Genomic DNA, 16,187 nt, shown 5'->3' on the forward strand with positions numbered 1-16,187 from the left:
AAACCCTGTGCGCTCTGCGGTGCACAGGGTTTTTTTATGCCGCCAGGTCATCGTCGTCGTATGCGGAGGTGCAATTGATACGCTCGACGGTCGATGAACTAAACGCTTCCACCACATCGTCCTAGCGCACGCGGGGACCCATAGAACAGTTGCTTAATTGAACCGTTCCATAGGTCCCCGCGTGCGCGAGGACGATGTGGTTGTCGTTTTCGAGTTCGCAAACTTCACCATTGCGAGAACGATGTGATGCTTACCGAACTTCGCAGCTGATCTTCTCGCTCGCCCCAACGCCAACGCCTGCACCGTCAGCCTTCACCTCCAAAAACGCCGCCGGCACCGTGAACTGCACACCCGCATCAGCCGGAACAATCACCGGCGGCATATTCACGGACGGCACAAACCCAAACTGCCCCGCAGAAAACAACTGCGAACCACCATCATTGCTCACATTGATCATGCCATCGGTCACGTTCACATGCAGACCCGGCGCCAACGCCGACGACACACCTTCGGCCACAAACTCCGCCGAAAACGTCGTCCCCCGAATCCCGATGGTCGCGCTCGGCGTCTTGAGCTGGAACTTTTCCTTGTTGCGTTTGCCCAGCAATCCGGTAATCGAGCGCAAGCCACCCTTCACCAGACTGAAACTGGCGCTGTCGCCCGCCGGCTTGCCCGCATCGTAAGCGAACGCCTCCACCTTGAAGGTGGTGTTGGGCTTGAGTGTAATCTCGCTGTTGTCCACGAACCGGATTTGCGCGTACGTGTTTTTTTCCGACACCAGCGTGTCGCCCTGCTCAACCTCCGACTTGACCACCAGCACCTTCACCGCGCCGTCGGCCTTCTTCGCCAGCAGCGCGCCGCTGAGGTTCACGACCGTGCCCGCAACCTGCCCCGCAAAACCCAGGCCGCACACGCCGGCCAGCATCAGCGCGGCAAGCGCCTTAATCACAATAATTTTTGGCGACGTCATGACGCTTCTCCCCTGGCTTGGTCTCCACGCCGGCATCAGCGCTGGCGTTCTTTTTCTTCTTCTCGTCCTCCTCGGCAAGCGAGACGTCGTCGCGCGACTTGTCGAGCGCATCGATGGTCGTCTTGACGGCGGTCTCCAGCTTGCTGTCGGGTGTCGCCTTCACCGGCTGCAACACCACGCTGCAACCGGCCGCGTCGGGATTGGCGCCGCATGCGGCCAGGGTCGGGAGCACCACCGAACAGCCCGGCGTGTTGGGCTGGGCACTGCATGTGGCCAGGCTCGGCAGCAGTGCAAGGCAATTGGCCCCCGTCGGAGTGACAATGCACGCATTAAACGCATCCTTGAGCACGGCCGCGCAACCGGCAAGAGCGCCGTTCGCCAGGCAATCGCCCACGCCCGGCACCTTGACGGGCAAGCCCTTGACCGTCCCGCCCGGCGCGGAAAACGTGCCGCTGCCGGCAACGGACGCCGCAGCAATGTTGATGTTGCCGCTCGCGGTAGTGACGCTGCCATCGTTGACCAGCGAGCCACCTGCCAAGCCAATATTGCCGGCCCTGGCCGACACGCTGCCGGTGGGGCCAATCGTCAGCACGCCCGCATTGCCGGCCTCCAGCATGATGGCGCCGCTCTGGGACATGACGTCGCCGTCGATCGTCAGCGGGCTCATGGTTTTCAGGGTAATGTTGCCCTTGCCGCCAGTGAAAATTGACACCGGCACCGCCGACTTCGGCTCGAACTCGAGCAGCGTCATGCCGCCCTTGTTGGCGATGGTAATGTCGCCTTCATTGCCGCTGCCTGTCTGTTGAACGGCGCCCACGATCAGCGTGCCCGTGTTGGCAATATTGATGGGCGCCACACCATTGATGTGATCGTTTGCCGCCGTCAAGCCCGACGTTTCCGTCACGAACGGCGTCGTATTTCCACCGATGCCAAAACTGGCCTTCATCCTTACCAGGTCCGCCTTGGCGCTGGCCCCGGCCGCCGTTTGCAAGTCATTACCTTGCAGGAAAAGGTCGCCGATGGTTACCAGCTTGCCATTCAACTGCACATTGCCCAGGCCCCCATTCAACATCAACTTGCTCCCGGCCGGCAAACTACTGCTGAAATCCATGCCGCCGGCGGTGACGGTCAAACCACCCATCTGGCCGGCATTGCCGCCGATGGCGAGGATGCGCGTTTTGATGAACGCCAACTCCGTATCAAGCAGGCCGAGCATGTCGAAACCGTCGACGGCGCCCACGCCGATCATGATCTGTCCCGTCGGCATGTGCGGGTTCAGGGCAACTTCGCCATTGCCGCCGGTGCCCATGATGCTGGCCCCGATCCCGATATTATTGGCGCGCAGCTCGATATGGTCTGCCGCCAGGGCGCCGCCCCGCGCCAGCTTGCCGTCCGCCGCCGTGGTAATGCTGCTCTTGTGATTGGCGCCTTCCACCAGCAGCAATAGCGCGCTGTCCACACCCGACGGCATCGTCACGGGCGCGTTGACCGCGATGTTGCCTTGCGTTTGAAATACCAGCTTGTTGGTCTTGCCGTTGCTGTATTCGGATTGCACACCAATATTGCCGGCATAGCCCTGGTGACCGATATTGATCGACGCCGCATCAAAGCGCGCCAGCGCCGCCGGATCGATTGCCAGGGCCGCCCCGGTGCCGCCACTGATCAGGTCAATCGGCCGCCCTGGTGTGTACGTGCTCAGGCTCACGACCGGCCGCGTTGCCTGGTACGGTCCAATGGCGCCCAGCAGCGACATGGTGTCGGCATTGACCACCACCGCATTGTTCGAGCCCAGCATCCAGTTGGGTCCCAGCGTAAAAGCGCCACCCATGGTATTGAACAGCATGAAGCCGCCGCTGGCCGAAGTGCCAGTGCCGCCAAACGCAATGTCGCTACCGGTGACGGTCAGGTGGCCGTTGCCGGTCGCGATATTCTGGTTGAAGCCAACTAGCGACGCGGCGTTGATCGTGACGTTGCCGTTGCCGGTATTCACCGGACCGTCCAGCATGACCTGGAAGCCGTTCAGGTTCACACTGCCCCCGCCGGTAGTGAGCGAACCACCCGTGCCCAGCTGGATCGCGCCGGTCTTGCCGGCGTAGTCCGGATGGTTGGCCGTCATCTTGACCGAGCCGCCGTTGGTATTGATCGCGGCATTGATGACAATGCTGTTGCCTGCGTCCAGCGTCAGACTGCCGCCCCCCAGCATGGGGTTGATCGGCTGCGAAAACTTGATGTCGTGCGTCGCTTGCAGCACCACGTTGGTGCCCGGCGCAACCGCCGAGATGGTGCTGGCATCAATCTGCGCCAGCGTACCCGGATCGGCGAACTGGTCGATGTCAAGCAATGCGGACTTGGCGCGCGCGTCAGTCACCTCGATATCGAATGGGTCGAGCAGCCAGACGCCGTTGGCGCCGTTTTGTACGCCCGCCTGTGCGCCAGCCTGCACGCCAATCCCGTTCACGTCCAGGAACTTGCCTGACGTTTCCACCGTGCCGCCGTTGCCCGATGCAGTGCCCCCGCGCGCAGAAATCTGTCCGCTGGCGCGCGTACTCGCCTCGCTCCACAGCACTACCGTGCCGCCGTTGCCGGAGTCGATCGCGTCGGCCCGCACCGAGGCGTTCTTGCCCAATAAAGTTTGCTGCGCATTTTTGATGAGCGGGTTTTTCCCCTGGTAGCCGCCGCCCAGCATGACGCTGCCCCCGCCGGTGGCGCCGCTGGCGTCGATCCGGGCGTCGCCGCGCAAGGCCACGCGCATGCCTTCGACCGTGACGTCGCCGCCGCGCCCGGCGCCGGTCGCCGTGGTCACGCTGCCCGGCTCCAGCATGGCGTCGCCGCCGGCGCGCAGCACGATCTTGCCGTTCTCGCCCACCTGCGCGCTGTTGGCGTTGACCACGCCGCGCTGGCTGACCAATGCGCCGTAGATGCCAACCTTGCCGCCCTGCGCGATGATCTGGCCCAGGTTCACGGCACCGCTGGCCGGGGCGGACACCACCACGTGCAGGCTCGGATTGGCCGAATCGACCAATTGCACCGAATGTCCCGCAGCCAGCACCACCTGGCCTTGGGGCGACGTGATGATGCCGGCATTGTCGACGTTCGATGCGATCAAAAACACCTGTCCGCCGGACGGCGTGGTAATGCTGCCCTGGTTGACGATGGCGCCGGCCAGCGCATCGCCATCAAACCGCTTTTTCCCTGCCAGGAAATCGGCGTCGGTCATGCCCAGCGTGGAGGCGGTCAGGCCGTTGACGTCGATGCGCGAATCGCGCCCGAACAAAATGCCGTTCGGATTAATCAGGAACACATGGCCGTTCGACTGCAGCGCGCCCAGGATGCGGCTGGGGTCCTGGCCGACAATCCGGTTGAGCACCGCGCTGTCGCCGCTTTGCTGAATAAAGCGCGTCACTTCGCCCGCGTTGACCGAAAAGCTTTGCCAGTTGATCACCGCATTGGGCGTGTTCGTAATCGAAAAGACGTTCCCGTTCTGGGAAAACGTCGCCTGTCCCTGGACCACCAGAGGCGCTGTCGGCGCCGCCTGCGCGCTGCCGAAACAGGAAGCAACCAGCATTGCCGCCAGTGTGAGGAGCAGGGTCGGTGAACGGTGTTGGAGTGTCATGTGGAGCCCCTTAATAGGCAAAGGCCATGCGTACATGGAGACGGTTCTTGCCGCCGGTGGTCGCGCCAGGCCGGATCACGTGGCCATAGTCGAACTGCAGGTTGACCGCCTCGCCCATTGCCACGCGCGCGCCAAGGCCCGCGCTGGCGACCGAGGTGCTCTCGACTTCGCCCGGCAGGCTATGGTTGCGGGTGCCGCTCGCTGCATCGTAAAACGCCAGCGCCCTGCACTGCCAGCGTGCGGCCGCCGCGCACAGGTTCGACGTGTACAGTTCGGCGTTGGCAAACACGCCGGAGTCGGCCGACAGGGCGCGCTCGTCCAGGCCGCGCACCGAGGTGCCGCCGCCTGCGGCGAACTGTTCGCCGGGCACCAGCGCATCGCCCGTCAACTGGCCGTTGAGCAGCAAGCGCGCCTGCCAGTCGCGGCCAACGGCGCGCGTGACGGCGGCGGCAAAGCGCACGATCGTGTAGGCTGGCTTGGCGCCGGCGCGGGTGCGCTCGAAGTCGGCGTCGCCGCCGCGGCTGCCGCCGGTGATATTGTGCACCAGCGTGACGGAAGCATTCGCTTCGCCTGCGGCCAGCACACGGCTGGCCACGTAGCCCACGCTGATCGGGCGCACCGTGATGTCGTTGCCAAAATCCTGCCCGCCAAACAGCACCGTATTCTTGAACGCTTTCACGTCGGCGCCCAGGACCAGGCGCGCATCGAGCTCGCCCCGGCGCGCCAGCGTGTGGTTGTAGCGCGCGCCATACACGGCGCCCTTGCCGCTCACGGCCAGGTTGAGTAAACCTGCGGCCACCGAGCCGGAGTCGATGTTCGAATAGCTGGCGAACAGGTCGACCGAGTCGCCCAGCGTGTAGAGCGGCACGTGATACCCCAGTCCATAAACACTGACCTTGCTCGGTTCTTCCAGCGTGGTGGTGTACTGAAAGGTGCCGACGTGGTCGCGCCCCCACAGGTTGGCGTGCTGCAGCACCAGGCCGGCATGGGTTTTCCCGGTGGCGTCGGTCCCTGAATTGTCCAGATTCAGCGACGCCTTCCAGCTCTTCTCGTCCACCACCGCCAGCAGCGCGTCGACTTCATCGTCGGCGGCGGCGTTCTGCAGCTTGAGTGTGATCTTGCGCGCCGGGTTGTCGTTGGCCATGCGCAGGCTGGCCGAAACGTCGGTCAGTCTTGGCGTGGTGCCTTCCTGCAGCGAAGGCAGGCTGCGGCGCACGTTGGCCTCGTCGTGGAAGCGGTTGCCGCTTACTTTGACGCGCCCGATCCTGGTCTGCACCACGATCAGGCGCACCACGCCGCGGTTAAGTTCCTGCTCCGGCAAGCGCACCGACACCACGCTGTAGCCGCGCCGGTGGTACACGTCTTCGAGTGCCTCGAGCGCGCGCTGGACGTCGCCGAAATCGCGGTTTTTGCCGGCATACGGGGCCACGGCGGCGGCAGCTTCAGCTCCTGTGATCAAGGTGTTGCCGGCGATGTCGAAGCGGGCGATATCGAAGCGGATGGGAGCGTCGGCTTCGGCGGCGCAGGCGGCGCCCACGGCGCCGGCAAGGAGGGAAGCGGCGATCAGGCGCGCGTAACGAATGCTCATAATGTGTATGGTCACAAGGTGCTCTACGGTGTGAAGGATCGTTGGGGGCAAAGGCGGCGTTCAAAACCAGTCTATGCCGCTTTTATCTTGCACGTTAGAAATTCTATGCAAAATTGGTAAATACCCCGGGAAATGTTGCGCCGGTGCCGCGCTTGTTGGTCTGCTGATAGCAGTCCGATAAGGAAGCGGCAACCTTGTGCTATTTGGTGTCGAAACTGGTCGCGCCGTCCCAGTGGGGCGCGGGCGGATCGATCTGCCACTGCGCCAGGCGCGCGAGGTAAAGCTGATACAACGCGCAGCCCGGATGCGCCTCGGCCAGCGATATAACGGCAGCTTGCGCCGCGTTCCACTGCCGCCCGCGCACCAGAACCAGGGCCGCGTCCCACGCCGCCAATTCGGCCGCCAGCGCCGCACTGGCCGCTTCCACCAGGCCCAGCGGCTCGTAGATCGCCACCGGCACGTTCTTGCCCTTGACCCGCACCCGGTCCAGCTCCCGGTACAAAAAATGACACGCTGCCGCGCGCGTGGTTTCGCCCACCGCGATCCCCACGCCATAGACCTTGGTGATTCCCTCCAGGCGCGAACCGAGGTTCACCGCGTCGCCCATCACGGTATAGGCCTGGCGGATCTGGGAGCCCATGTCCCCCACATGCATGATCCCGGTATTGATGCCGATGCCGATCTTGAGCGGCGGCCAGCCGCGCGCGCTGAACTGGGCGTTCAGGCGCGCCGCGCTGGCCTGCATCAGCAGCGACGTGGCCACGGCGCGGCTGGCGTGGTCGGCAAAGGCCACCGGCGCGCCCCAGAACGCCATCACGGCGTCGCCAATGTACTTGTCCAGCGTGCCCTGGTGGCTGTCGCGGATATCGACCGACATCGCCGTCAGGTACAGGTTGATGTATTCGCGCAGCTCTCTGGGTTCCAGCCCTTCGGAGATCGTGGTAAAGCCGCGCACGTCGACAAACAGCACCGTCAGCTCGCGGCTCTCGCCCTCCATCGTGTACTGCTCCGGGTCGTCCGCCATTTCAGCCACTAGCTCCGGCGCCACGTACTGCGAAAAACGCGACACCAGCGCCTGGCTCTTGCGCACTTCAAAAAAATAGCCGTAGGCGACGTTGAGCACGAACAGCGCAACGATCAGCAGCAAGATCGCGGCGGCATTGATGACCGCGTTAAGCTGGTAATACAGGTACAGATTGATCGCCACGGCACCGGCCAGGGCGGCTACCGCCAGCGCGATCGAACGCAGCGGCGAGAGCACCGCCAGCGCGAAGCCGAGCACCGTGCCAAAGGCCAGCAGCTCGATCGCTTCGATCACCCAGCCCGTATCGGGCCTGGCCTTGAAGTCGTTGTCCAGAATCGACTTGATCATGTTGGCGTGCACCTCGACTCCCGGATAGGTGGCGTTGACGGGTGTGACGCGCATGTCGTTCAGTCCCGGCGCCGTGGTGCCCACCAACACCAGGGCGCCGCGCAGCACCTCCGGCGCCACGCTCCCGGTCAGCACATCGACCGCCGACACGTAGCGGAAGGCGCCGCCGTTCGCACCGCCCCTGCCCCGGAACTGCACAAACGCTTCCATGCCGTAGCCGACCGGGATGCTGATGTTGCGCTTGGGGAGAAACAGGGTCACGTAATCGACGCCGCCGGCGGCGCGCTCGTTCGCGCTCATTTCGTCGACGCTGCTTTCAAAGACGGGAAAGATCGCGCGCGCCTTCAGGTAGACCGCCGCCGTGGCCAGCGACAGCGTGGGATAGTAGCCGTCGCCTATTTTATACAGCAGGACCGAGGAGCGGATCACACCGTCCGCGTCCGGCGCAGCAGTAAACACGCCGGCGCCGGCGGCAGCGCTTTGTAATCGCGCGATGTTCGCCTCATAGCCGGACGGCTCGCGCGCCAGCAGTTCGCGTCCATTCAAGCGCTCGACCGTGAACGCGGGCGCCGGCAGCAACCCTTTTTTCATATTGTCCGACACGTTGTAGCCAAGCACCACCGGCTGGCCGCGCAGCGCGTCGGCAAACAGGCCGTCGTAATCCATTTCTCCTTTTAGCGCGGCCAGCTGCTCGCGAAACAACGCCACGTCCTTGAGCGGGCCATCGGCCAGTTTTTGCAGCACGCCGTAACCGGACGAGGTATCCGCTTCGGGGAAAGAAACGTCAAAGCCGACCGCGCCCACGGCGTAAAACCCGGTCAACTGGCGCACCAGCGTGGCCTGTACATCGCGGCTCCACGGCCAGCGGCCCACCAGCGACAGGCTTTTTTCGTCGATGTCGACAATCACCACGCGCCGGTCCAATACCGGCTTTTCAATGCGCATGCGCAGGCCCGACAAAAAGCCGTCCATGCGCTCGATTGAGTCGCTCGAATAGAATCCGATCGCGTGCAGCACCGCCGCCAGGCTCAAGGCCAAGCCAAGGGCCCAGCGCGCGCCGTAGCGCAGCACGGCCCGCTTCCATCTTGTGCGGTTCTCGCGCATCGGCTAGGGCGTGTAGCCGGGAATCTGCGCTTCGTCGACCACGTCGATCTGGCACGGGTCCATGTTCGCCAACGCGAACGTGGCGTAGACTTTGCTGCGCACGAAAATGTCGAACAGGTCGGGATCGATATGGCCGTTCAGCGCAAAGTTGCCAAGGATGCGCAGCGATTCGCTGAGCATCTTGCCCTTCTTGTAGGGGCGGTCGCGCGCGGTGAGCGCCTCAAAAATGTCGGCAATGGCCATCAGGCGCGCCGGCACCGACATCTGCTCGCGCGTCAAGCCGCGCGGGTAGCCCTTGCCATCCATCCGTTCATGGTGCCCACCCGCGTATTCCGGCACATTGGCCAGGTGCTTGGGCCAGGGCAGCGCTTCGAGCATCCTGATCGTCACCACGATGTGGTTGTTGATGATCTTGCGTTCGGCCTCGGTCAGCGTGCCAAAGCGGATCGTCAGGTTCAGGACCTCGTCTTCGTCGAGAAAATCGCGCTCCACGCCGTCCATGTCGCGCCAGCGGTAGCGCGCGATGCTGCGCACGCGCTCTTGCGCGGCCTGCGTCATGCCTTCGCTGCCCACGTTCGCCTCGCGCAAAAAGGCGCGGTCGGCCCGCAGCGCAGCGAGTTCCCCGGCCAGGCGCAGATCGACCGCGTCGGCGTGCGCGCCTTCGGCCTTGTCGAGCAGCGCGCGGATCTGGCGCTCGCGCATCAATACTTCAAAGCGCGTATCGATGGTCTGGATGCGGTCGTAAATGGTTTCCATCTTGGTGGCCTTGTCGACCACGTGCACGGGCGTGGTGATCTTGCCGCAATCGTGCAGCAGGCCCGCCAGCCACAGCTCCTTGCGGTCGGCGTCGAGCATGCGAAACGACGCCATCGGCCCGGTGGTGGTGGCGTGCGCCGCTTCGGCCAGCATCATCGTCAGCTTGGGCACGAACTGGCAATGCCGGCCCGTATAGGGCGACTTTTCATCGATGCCGATGTTGATCAGGTTGACCAGCGACTCGAGCAATTCTTCGAGCTGCAGCACCAGGTGCTGGTTGGTGATCGCCACCGCCGCCTGCGCCGCCAGCGCCTCGATAAAGCGCTGGTCGGTCAGTGAAAACGCGCGCACTTGCCCGCTGTCGGCGTCGATTGCGTTGATCAACTGGAGCACGCCGACGAGTTGCCCTTCATGGTCGTTCATGGGCACCGACAGGAACGATTGGGAATGGTAGCCAAAGGCGGCGTCGAAGCTGCGCATGCTTGAAAAATTAAAGGCGTGCGCTTCATAGACGTCTTCGATGTTGACCGATTTGCCGCAGTTGGCCGAATACGCCGCCACCGAACTCAAGTTCGGGTTGCCGCGCGCGTCGAACAGGGGCACGCTGGGCATGTCAATCGGCGTGCCGCTGGCGCCGCCCTGGTACAGACCCAGCGTACCGTTGATCGAAATATCGAACAGCAGCATGGTTTTTTGCGCACTGGGGCGGTACAGCGTGCCGCCGTCGGCGCCGGTCATGGCCATGGCTACCTTGACGATGCGGTCAAGCAGCGTGCCGGTGTCCGGGCTGTGGCCCAGCGCTACGCTCACTTCGATCAGCAGGTCGAGCCGCTGTGCAATTTGGGTGTGGCTCAACGCTTGCATATCTTGTCGCCAGAATTGCCGTGTTGAAAGTAAGTAGAGTGTAGCCCGACAAAAAGCGCGTGTACACTGCCGTTCGCGAAAGCACGGGAATTTGTCGCGTAAAGCATTTCTGTCGCTTCCAAGAAACATTATTTGCGCTTGCGTGACACAAACCGGCTATCATCGTTCCTGATCGCGGCTGGCGCATTGGCGCCCCAACCGCGGTCCACGGGGGAGTTCACAAGTATGAAATTCCGATTCTGGGGTGTGCGCGGCTCGATCCCTTCGCCCGGCCCGCGCACCGCGCGCTATGGCGGCAACACCACCTGCATCGAAGTGCGCACCGACGCCGAGGCCCTGATCATTCTCGACGCCGGCACCGGCATTTTCGCGCTGGCGCAAGACCTGCTGCAGCGCCAGCCGGTGCGCGCAAATATCTTCATCACCCACAGCCACTGGGACCATATCCACGGCCTGCCCTTCTTTACGCCGCTGTTCATCCGCGGCAGCGTGGTGCGCCTGCACGGCGGGCCCGACGCGGCCAGCGGTTCCGGCATCGAACACGTGCTTGGCGTGCAGCTGCAAAACAGCTACTTCCCGGTCAGCGAAGCGCAGATGAAGGCCACCATCGAATACCAGACTCTGGCCGCGGGCGATTGCGTCACGGTGCACGATGCGGTGGTTGACCATGTCGTCATGAACCACCCCGTCACCAACCTGGGCTACCGCATCAGCTGCAATGGCAAATCGGTGTTTTTTACCGGCGACCATGAACAGTTCTACAATCTGTACCTGGACGACGATGCGCGCCATGCTCCCTACCAGGTCGAAATGGAACAGCGCGGGCGTGCCATCGACGCGGCCATGCAAGGGGTGGACGCGCTGATCGTCGACTGCTCGTACACCATCGAGGAATACCCGTCCAGGCAAGGCTGGGGCCATGGCACGTTCGACGCAGCGCTGGCGATGGCGCTGCGGGTCGGGGCCAAGGCGCTGTACTGCACCCACCATGAACCGACGCGCAGCGACGAGGAGCTCGAAGCCGTGTTCGCGCAACTGCTGGCGCGCAGCGCGCCGCTGCCCGACGGCCTGAAAGTCTGCCTCGCCTACGAAGGCCTGGAAGTTGACCTGTCCTGACCCTACCCCCGGAACATCCATGAACGTCACCGCCAACCCGTCCGACACCGATGCGCGCCTCGCGTTCTTCCAGAAGCTGCAGGCAGTGACCAACAAGATCCACGCCACCAGCAACATCGACGAGATCATGCTCGACCTGGGCATGGACTTTTGCGACCTGCTCAATTGCGACCGCTTCACGCTGTATGCCACGACGCCGGAAAAGACGCACATCATCGCCAAGGTCAAGACCGGGCTCACGTCGTTTCGCGACCTCAAGCTGCGCATTTCGCCGTCCAGCGTGGCCGGGTTCGTCGCGCAAACGCGGCGCACCATCAACATCACCGACGTCTACGACGAAGCCGAACTGCGGCGCTATTCGCCGGACCTGAGCTTTCTGATCGGCGTGGACCAGCGCACCGGCTACCGCACGCGCGAAATGCTGGCCGCGCCGCTGGTGGCGCAGCAAACGGGCGAGCTGCTCGGCGTAGTCCAGTTCATCAACAACCGCAGCGGCGGTCCGTTTTCGGGCGTGTGCGCCGAAGGCGTCAAGGAGCTGTGCGCGACGCTGTCGGTGGCACTTAGCCAGCGACTGAAACCGGCGCCGCCGGCGCGCTCCAAGTACGACGGTCTGGTCGAGGAAGCGCTGCTGTCGGCGCCGGAACTGGAAATGGCGGGCCGCTCGGCGCGCGCCAAGGACCTGGACGTCGAGGACGTGCTGGTGCAGCAGTTCCAGGTCAAGCCGGCGGCCATCGGCGCTTCGCTGGCCAAGTTTTTTTCGGTCGCTTACGAGCCATATCGGCTCGACCGCATCAAGCCGGCCGACCTGCTGCGCAACATCAAGGCGCAGTACGTGCAGCAAAGCGAATGGCTGCCGCTGGAAGACGGCAAGGATGGCCTGGTGGTGATGGCGATTGATCCGGAGCGCGTCAACACGAGCAAGATCGTCAACCAGATTTTCGCCAGGTCGACCATTGTTTACCGGGTCACCACGCGCCAGGAATTCAAGCTGACGGCCGAGCACTTTTTCGGCGCCGCCGTCGACGACGGCGCCTCCGTGGGCGATCTGCTCTCCGGGATGGACGGCGAATTTGACGACGTCGAAGCGAGCGCCGAAGTGTCCGAAGCGGTGGAAAACGAACTGGTCAAGCTGCTTAACAAGATCATCATCGACGCCTACCGCCAGGGCGTGTCCGACATCCACATCGAACCGCTGCCGGGCAAAGGCAAGACCGGCATCCGCTTTCGCAAGGACGGCACGCTGGTGCCCTACATTGAAGTGCCGGCCAGCTACCGCGATGCGATGGTCGCGCGCGTAAAAATCATGTGCGACCTGGACATCTCCGAAAAACGCAAGCCGCAGGACGGCAAGATCAAGTTCAAGAAATACGGGCCGCTCGACATCGAACTACGGGTGGCGACCATTCCGTCGGCCGGCGGCGTGGAAGACATCGTGATGCGCATCCTGGCGGCCGGCGAACCGATCCCGCTCGACAAGCTGGGCGTGCTTCCCTATAACCTGGAGCGCCTGCGCAACACGATCAGCAAACCGTACGGGCTGTTCTTCGTGTGCGGGCCGACCGGCTCGGGCAAGACCACCACGCTGCACTCGGTGCTCAATTACCTGAACACCCCCGAGACCAAGATCTGGACCGCCGAAGACCCGGTCGAGATCACGCAAAAAGGCTTGCGCCAGGTGCAGGTCAACCGCAAGGCGGGGCTCGACTTTGCCACAGTGATGCGCTCCTTCCTGCGCGCCGACCCGGACATCATCATGGTGGGCGAGATGCGCGACAAGGAGACCGTCGGCATGGGCATCGAAGCGTCGCTCACCGGCCACCTGGTGTTCGCCACGCTGCACACCAACAGCGCACCGGAGTCGATCGTGCGCCTGCTCGACATGGGCATGGACCCGTTCAATTTCGCCGACGCCCTGCTCGGCATCCTCGCGCAGCGCCTCGCCAAGCGCCTGTGCGCGGCGTGCAAGCAGGTGTACCACCCGGACGAGGCCGAGGTCGCACAGATGCTGACCGAGTTTTGCAGCGAACTGCTGGCCACGGAAAGCTTCATCAAGGATGCCGACGCCGGCCGCGCGGCAGTGCTGGCAGGCTGGAAGCAGCGCTACGCGGACGCAAGCGGGCGCTTCACGCTGTACCGGCCAGTTGGCTGCGCCGAGTGCAACAAGGGTTACAAGGGGCGGGTTGGCCTGCACGAATTGATGATCGGCACCGACAAAGTAAAAAAACTGCTGCAGGAACACAGCCGGGTGGCGCAGCTGCTCGCCGCCGCGCTGGAAGACGGCATGCTGACGCTGAAGATGGATGGCATTGAAAAGGTTCTAAGCGGCATCACCGACCTGAAGATGGTGCGCCAAGTGTGCATCAAGTAGGGCGCGCAAGCGACAGCGCATTGCGCCAAAGTATTGCCACGTCGTGCGCCGGCTTGCCGCCCGCCGCGTTTGACAACCCTCCCCCCGCAGCGCTAACCTGTGGCCCATGCTGCAAGAACTCCCCTTCCCCTTTCCCGTGCGCATCGAATGCCCGCCCGGGCTATGCGTGTGCGAGCGCGAACAATTGCTGGCCGATCCGGCGGCGGACAAGCGCATCCTGATGCTGACGCGTGAGCAGGAAAAAAAGATGCTCGAACGCATAGAGCGCATCGACAGCTACGCCCAGCTGCAGCACGTAAGCAAGTTAATGCTTGACCAGCTCGGCATCGTACTGACCATCGCTCCCGCCGCGCGCGAAGTGAAAACCGTGCGCGGACTGGCGATCGGCGTGCGCGAGTTTCCCGGCCTGTGCCGCAAGACCCGCCAGGCCATCCCCGCCGCCATCCGCCGCTGCCTGGAGCAGCATCCCGAGATCGTCTACGCCATCCTCGACGAGCACGACCTGTTCGGCCAGGGCTAATCGCTCACCGGCCCGTTTTGCGCACCGGAAGCGGTGATCAAAATCAAAGGCAATTGTCATATCTACCACAATATGGAAGGATCAACGTCCGTGATAGCGAGACACGCATGGTGCCCTTTAGCAAGTACGATGGCCTGGTGGTGGAGGCGACCCTTTCCCTCACCGAACTCGAGCTGGCGGTGCGCACGGCGCGCGCGCAGCAACTCCATATTGAAGAGGTGCTGATGCGCGACTTCAAGGTGCCGCTGCCGCTGATCGGCGCGGCCCTTGCGCGCCACTTCAGCGTGCCATACGAGCCGATGCGGCCCGCGCGCATCAAGCCGGGCGTATTGCTGCGCAACCTGAAGGCGCAGTATGTCGAAGACCACCAATGGCTCCCGCTCGACGAAGACAAGAACGGCCTGCTGGTGCTCGCGCTCGACCCGGACCGGATCCGCGCGAGCAAGATCGTCAACCAGGTGTTCCCCAAGTCGAACGTGACCTATTGTGTGACGACCCGGCTCGAATTCAAGCACACGATGGACCAGTTCTTCGGCACCACCGCGCGCAGCGACGGCAGTTCCCTGCGCGAGCTGCTCGCGGGGATGGAAGAGGAAACGACCGAAGAGACGGTGAACGTGTCGGAGGAAGTCGAGTCGGAGCTGGTCAGACTGGTCAACAAGGTGATCATGGACGCTTACCGCCAGGGCGTGTCCGACATCCATATCGAACCGCTGCCGGGCAATGGCCGCACCAGCATCCGCTTTCGCAAGGACGGTTCGCTGGTGCCGTATATCGACATCTCGTCGAGCTACCGCAATGCGCTGGTGGCGCGCATCAAGATCATGTGCGACCTTGACACGTCCGAGCGGCGCAAGCCGCAGGACGGCAAGATCAAGTTCAACAAGTACGGACCGCTCGACATCGAGCTGCGCGTGGCGACCATTCCGTCGAGCGGCGGCGTGGAAGACGTGGTAATGCGCATCCTGGCCGCAGGCGACGCGATCCCGCTCGACAATCTGGGCGTGCTGCCGCAGAACCTGGAGCGCCTGCGCGGGGCGATTGAAAAACCGTATGGCCTGTTTTTCGTGTGCGGGCCTACCGGCTCGGGCAAGACCACCACGCTGCACTCGGTACTCCAGTACTTGAATACGCCCGACACCAAGATCTGGACTGCGGAAGACCCGGTCGAAATCACGCAGAAGGGCTTGCGCCAGGTGCAGGTCAACCGCAAGGCGGGGCTCGACTTCGCCACCGTGATGCGCGCATTTTTGCGGGCCGATCCGGACATCATCATGGTGGGCGAGATGCGCGACAAGGAAACCGTCAGCATCGGCATTGAAGCGTCGCTGACGGGGCACCTGGTGCTGGCCACGCTGCATACCAACAGCGCCCCCGAATCGATCGTGCGCCTGCTCGACATGGGCATGGACCCGTTCAATTTTGCCGACGCCCTGCTCGGCATTTTGGCGCAGCGGCTGTGCAAGCGCCTGTGCACGCGCTGCAAGCTGGCCTATGTGCCGAGGGCCGACGAAATCGAGTACCTGCTCACGCAGTTTTGCGCTGAACTGGTGAACACGGCGGCCTTCATCCGCGATCCGGAGGGCGGGCGCGCCAAAGTGCTGGTCAGCTGGCGCGAGCGCTATGCCCAGGCCGATGGCAGCTTTACCCTGTACCGGGCGGTGGGCTGCGCCGAGTGCAATCTGGGTTACAACGGGCGCATGGGATTGCATGAGCTGATGATCGGGACCGACAAGGTCAAGCAGCTGCTGCAGGAGCACGCGCGGGTGGCTGAATTGCTGGCGGCGGCGCTCGAAGACGGGATGCTGACCTTGAAGATGGATGGGATCGAGAAGGTGCTGCAAGGGCTGGTTGATTTCAGAACGGTGCGGCAGGTGTGCATCAAGTAGCAGCTCACCGGGCCACGATATGACGCG

The 16,187-nt window shown here is 63.5% G+C and carries 9 protein-coding genes; 4 read left to right on the top strand and 5 right to left on the bottom strand.

Annotated features, from left to right (window positions below):
- Positions 1-250: 250 nt before the first annotated feature.
- The 5 genes from ACP7D4_RS14805 to ACP7D4_RS14825 form a co-directional block, all read right to left on the bottom strand.
- A complete protein-coding gene (locus ACP7D4_RS14805; RefSeq protein WP_426209818.1) occupies positions 251-970 on the bottom strand; it encodes a FecR family protein in 720 nt (239 codons plus the stop codon).
- Positions 942-4,583, bottom strand: a complete 3,642-nt coding sequence (locus ACP7D4_RS14810; RefSeq protein WP_426209820.1) for a filamentous hemagglutinin N-terminal domain-containing protein — start codon at positions 4,581-4,583, stop codon at positions 942-944. The genes ACP7D4_RS14805 and ACP7D4_RS14810 overlap by 29 nt, the downstream gene beginning before the upstream one ends.
- 10 nt (positions 4,584-4,593) lie before the next feature.
- Positions 4,594-6,171, bottom strand: coding sequence for a ShlB/FhaC/HecB family hemolysin secretion/activation protein (locus tag ACP7D4_RS14815; protein ID WP_426105066.1), 1,578 nt, complete (start codon positions 6,169-6,171; stop codon positions 4,594-4,596).
- A 199-nt stretch (positions 6,172-6,370) separates the two neighbouring features.
- A complete protein-coding gene (locus tag ACP7D4_RS14820) occupies positions 6,371-8,647 on the bottom strand; it encodes a CHASE2 domain-containing protein (RefSeq protein WP_426209822.1) in 2,277 nt (758 codons plus the stop codon).
- A 3-nt stretch (positions 8,648-8,650) separates the two neighbouring features.
- A complete protein-coding gene (locus tag ACP7D4_RS14825; RefSeq protein WP_426209824.1) occupies positions 8,651-10,267 on the bottom strand; it encodes an HD domain-containing phosphohydrolase in 1,617 nt (538 codons plus the stop codon).
- A 225-nt stretch (positions 10,268-10,492) separates the two neighbouring features.
- Here ACP7D4_RS14825 and ACP7D4_RS14830 point away from each other — a divergent pair, with 225 nt between their 5' ends.
- The 4 genes from ACP7D4_RS14830 (at position 10,493) to ACP7D4_RS14845 (ending at position 16,160) form a co-directional block, all read left to right on the top strand.
- Complete coding sequence (locus tag ACP7D4_RS14830) at positions 10,493-11,383, top strand: MBL fold metallo-hydrolase (RefSeq protein ID WP_426209826.1); 891 nt, start codon at positions 10,493-10,495, stop codon at positions 11,381-11,383.
- A 19-nt stretch (positions 11,384-11,402) separates the two neighbouring features.
- Positions 11,403-13,751: a GspE/PulE family protein gene (locus ACP7D4_RS14835; RefSeq protein WP_426209828.1), complete on the top strand. Its 2,349-nt coding sequence runs from the start codon at positions 11,403-11,405 to the stop codon at positions 13,749-13,751.
- A 106-nt stretch (positions 13,752-13,857) separates the two neighbouring features.
- Positions 13,858-14,271 (top strand): hypothetical protein, encoded by a 414-nt coding sequence (locus tag ACP7D4_RS14840; RefSeq protein ID WP_426105058.1) that lies wholly within the window; start codon positions 13,858-13,860, stop codon positions 14,269-14,271.
- Positions 14,272-14,378: 107 nt separating this feature from the next.
- Positions 14,379-16,160: a GspE/PulE family protein gene (locus tag ACP7D4_RS14845; protein ID WP_426209829.1), complete on the top strand. Its 1,782-nt coding sequence runs from the start codon at positions 14,379-14,381 to the stop codon at positions 16,158-16,160.
- Positions 16,161-16,187 lie beyond the last annotated feature (27 nt).

The organism is Massilia sp. TWP1-3-3, from assembly GCF_049897805.1.
GTDB lineage: Bacteria > Pseudomonadota > Gammaproteobacteria > Burkholderiales > Burkholderiaceae_D > Telluria_A.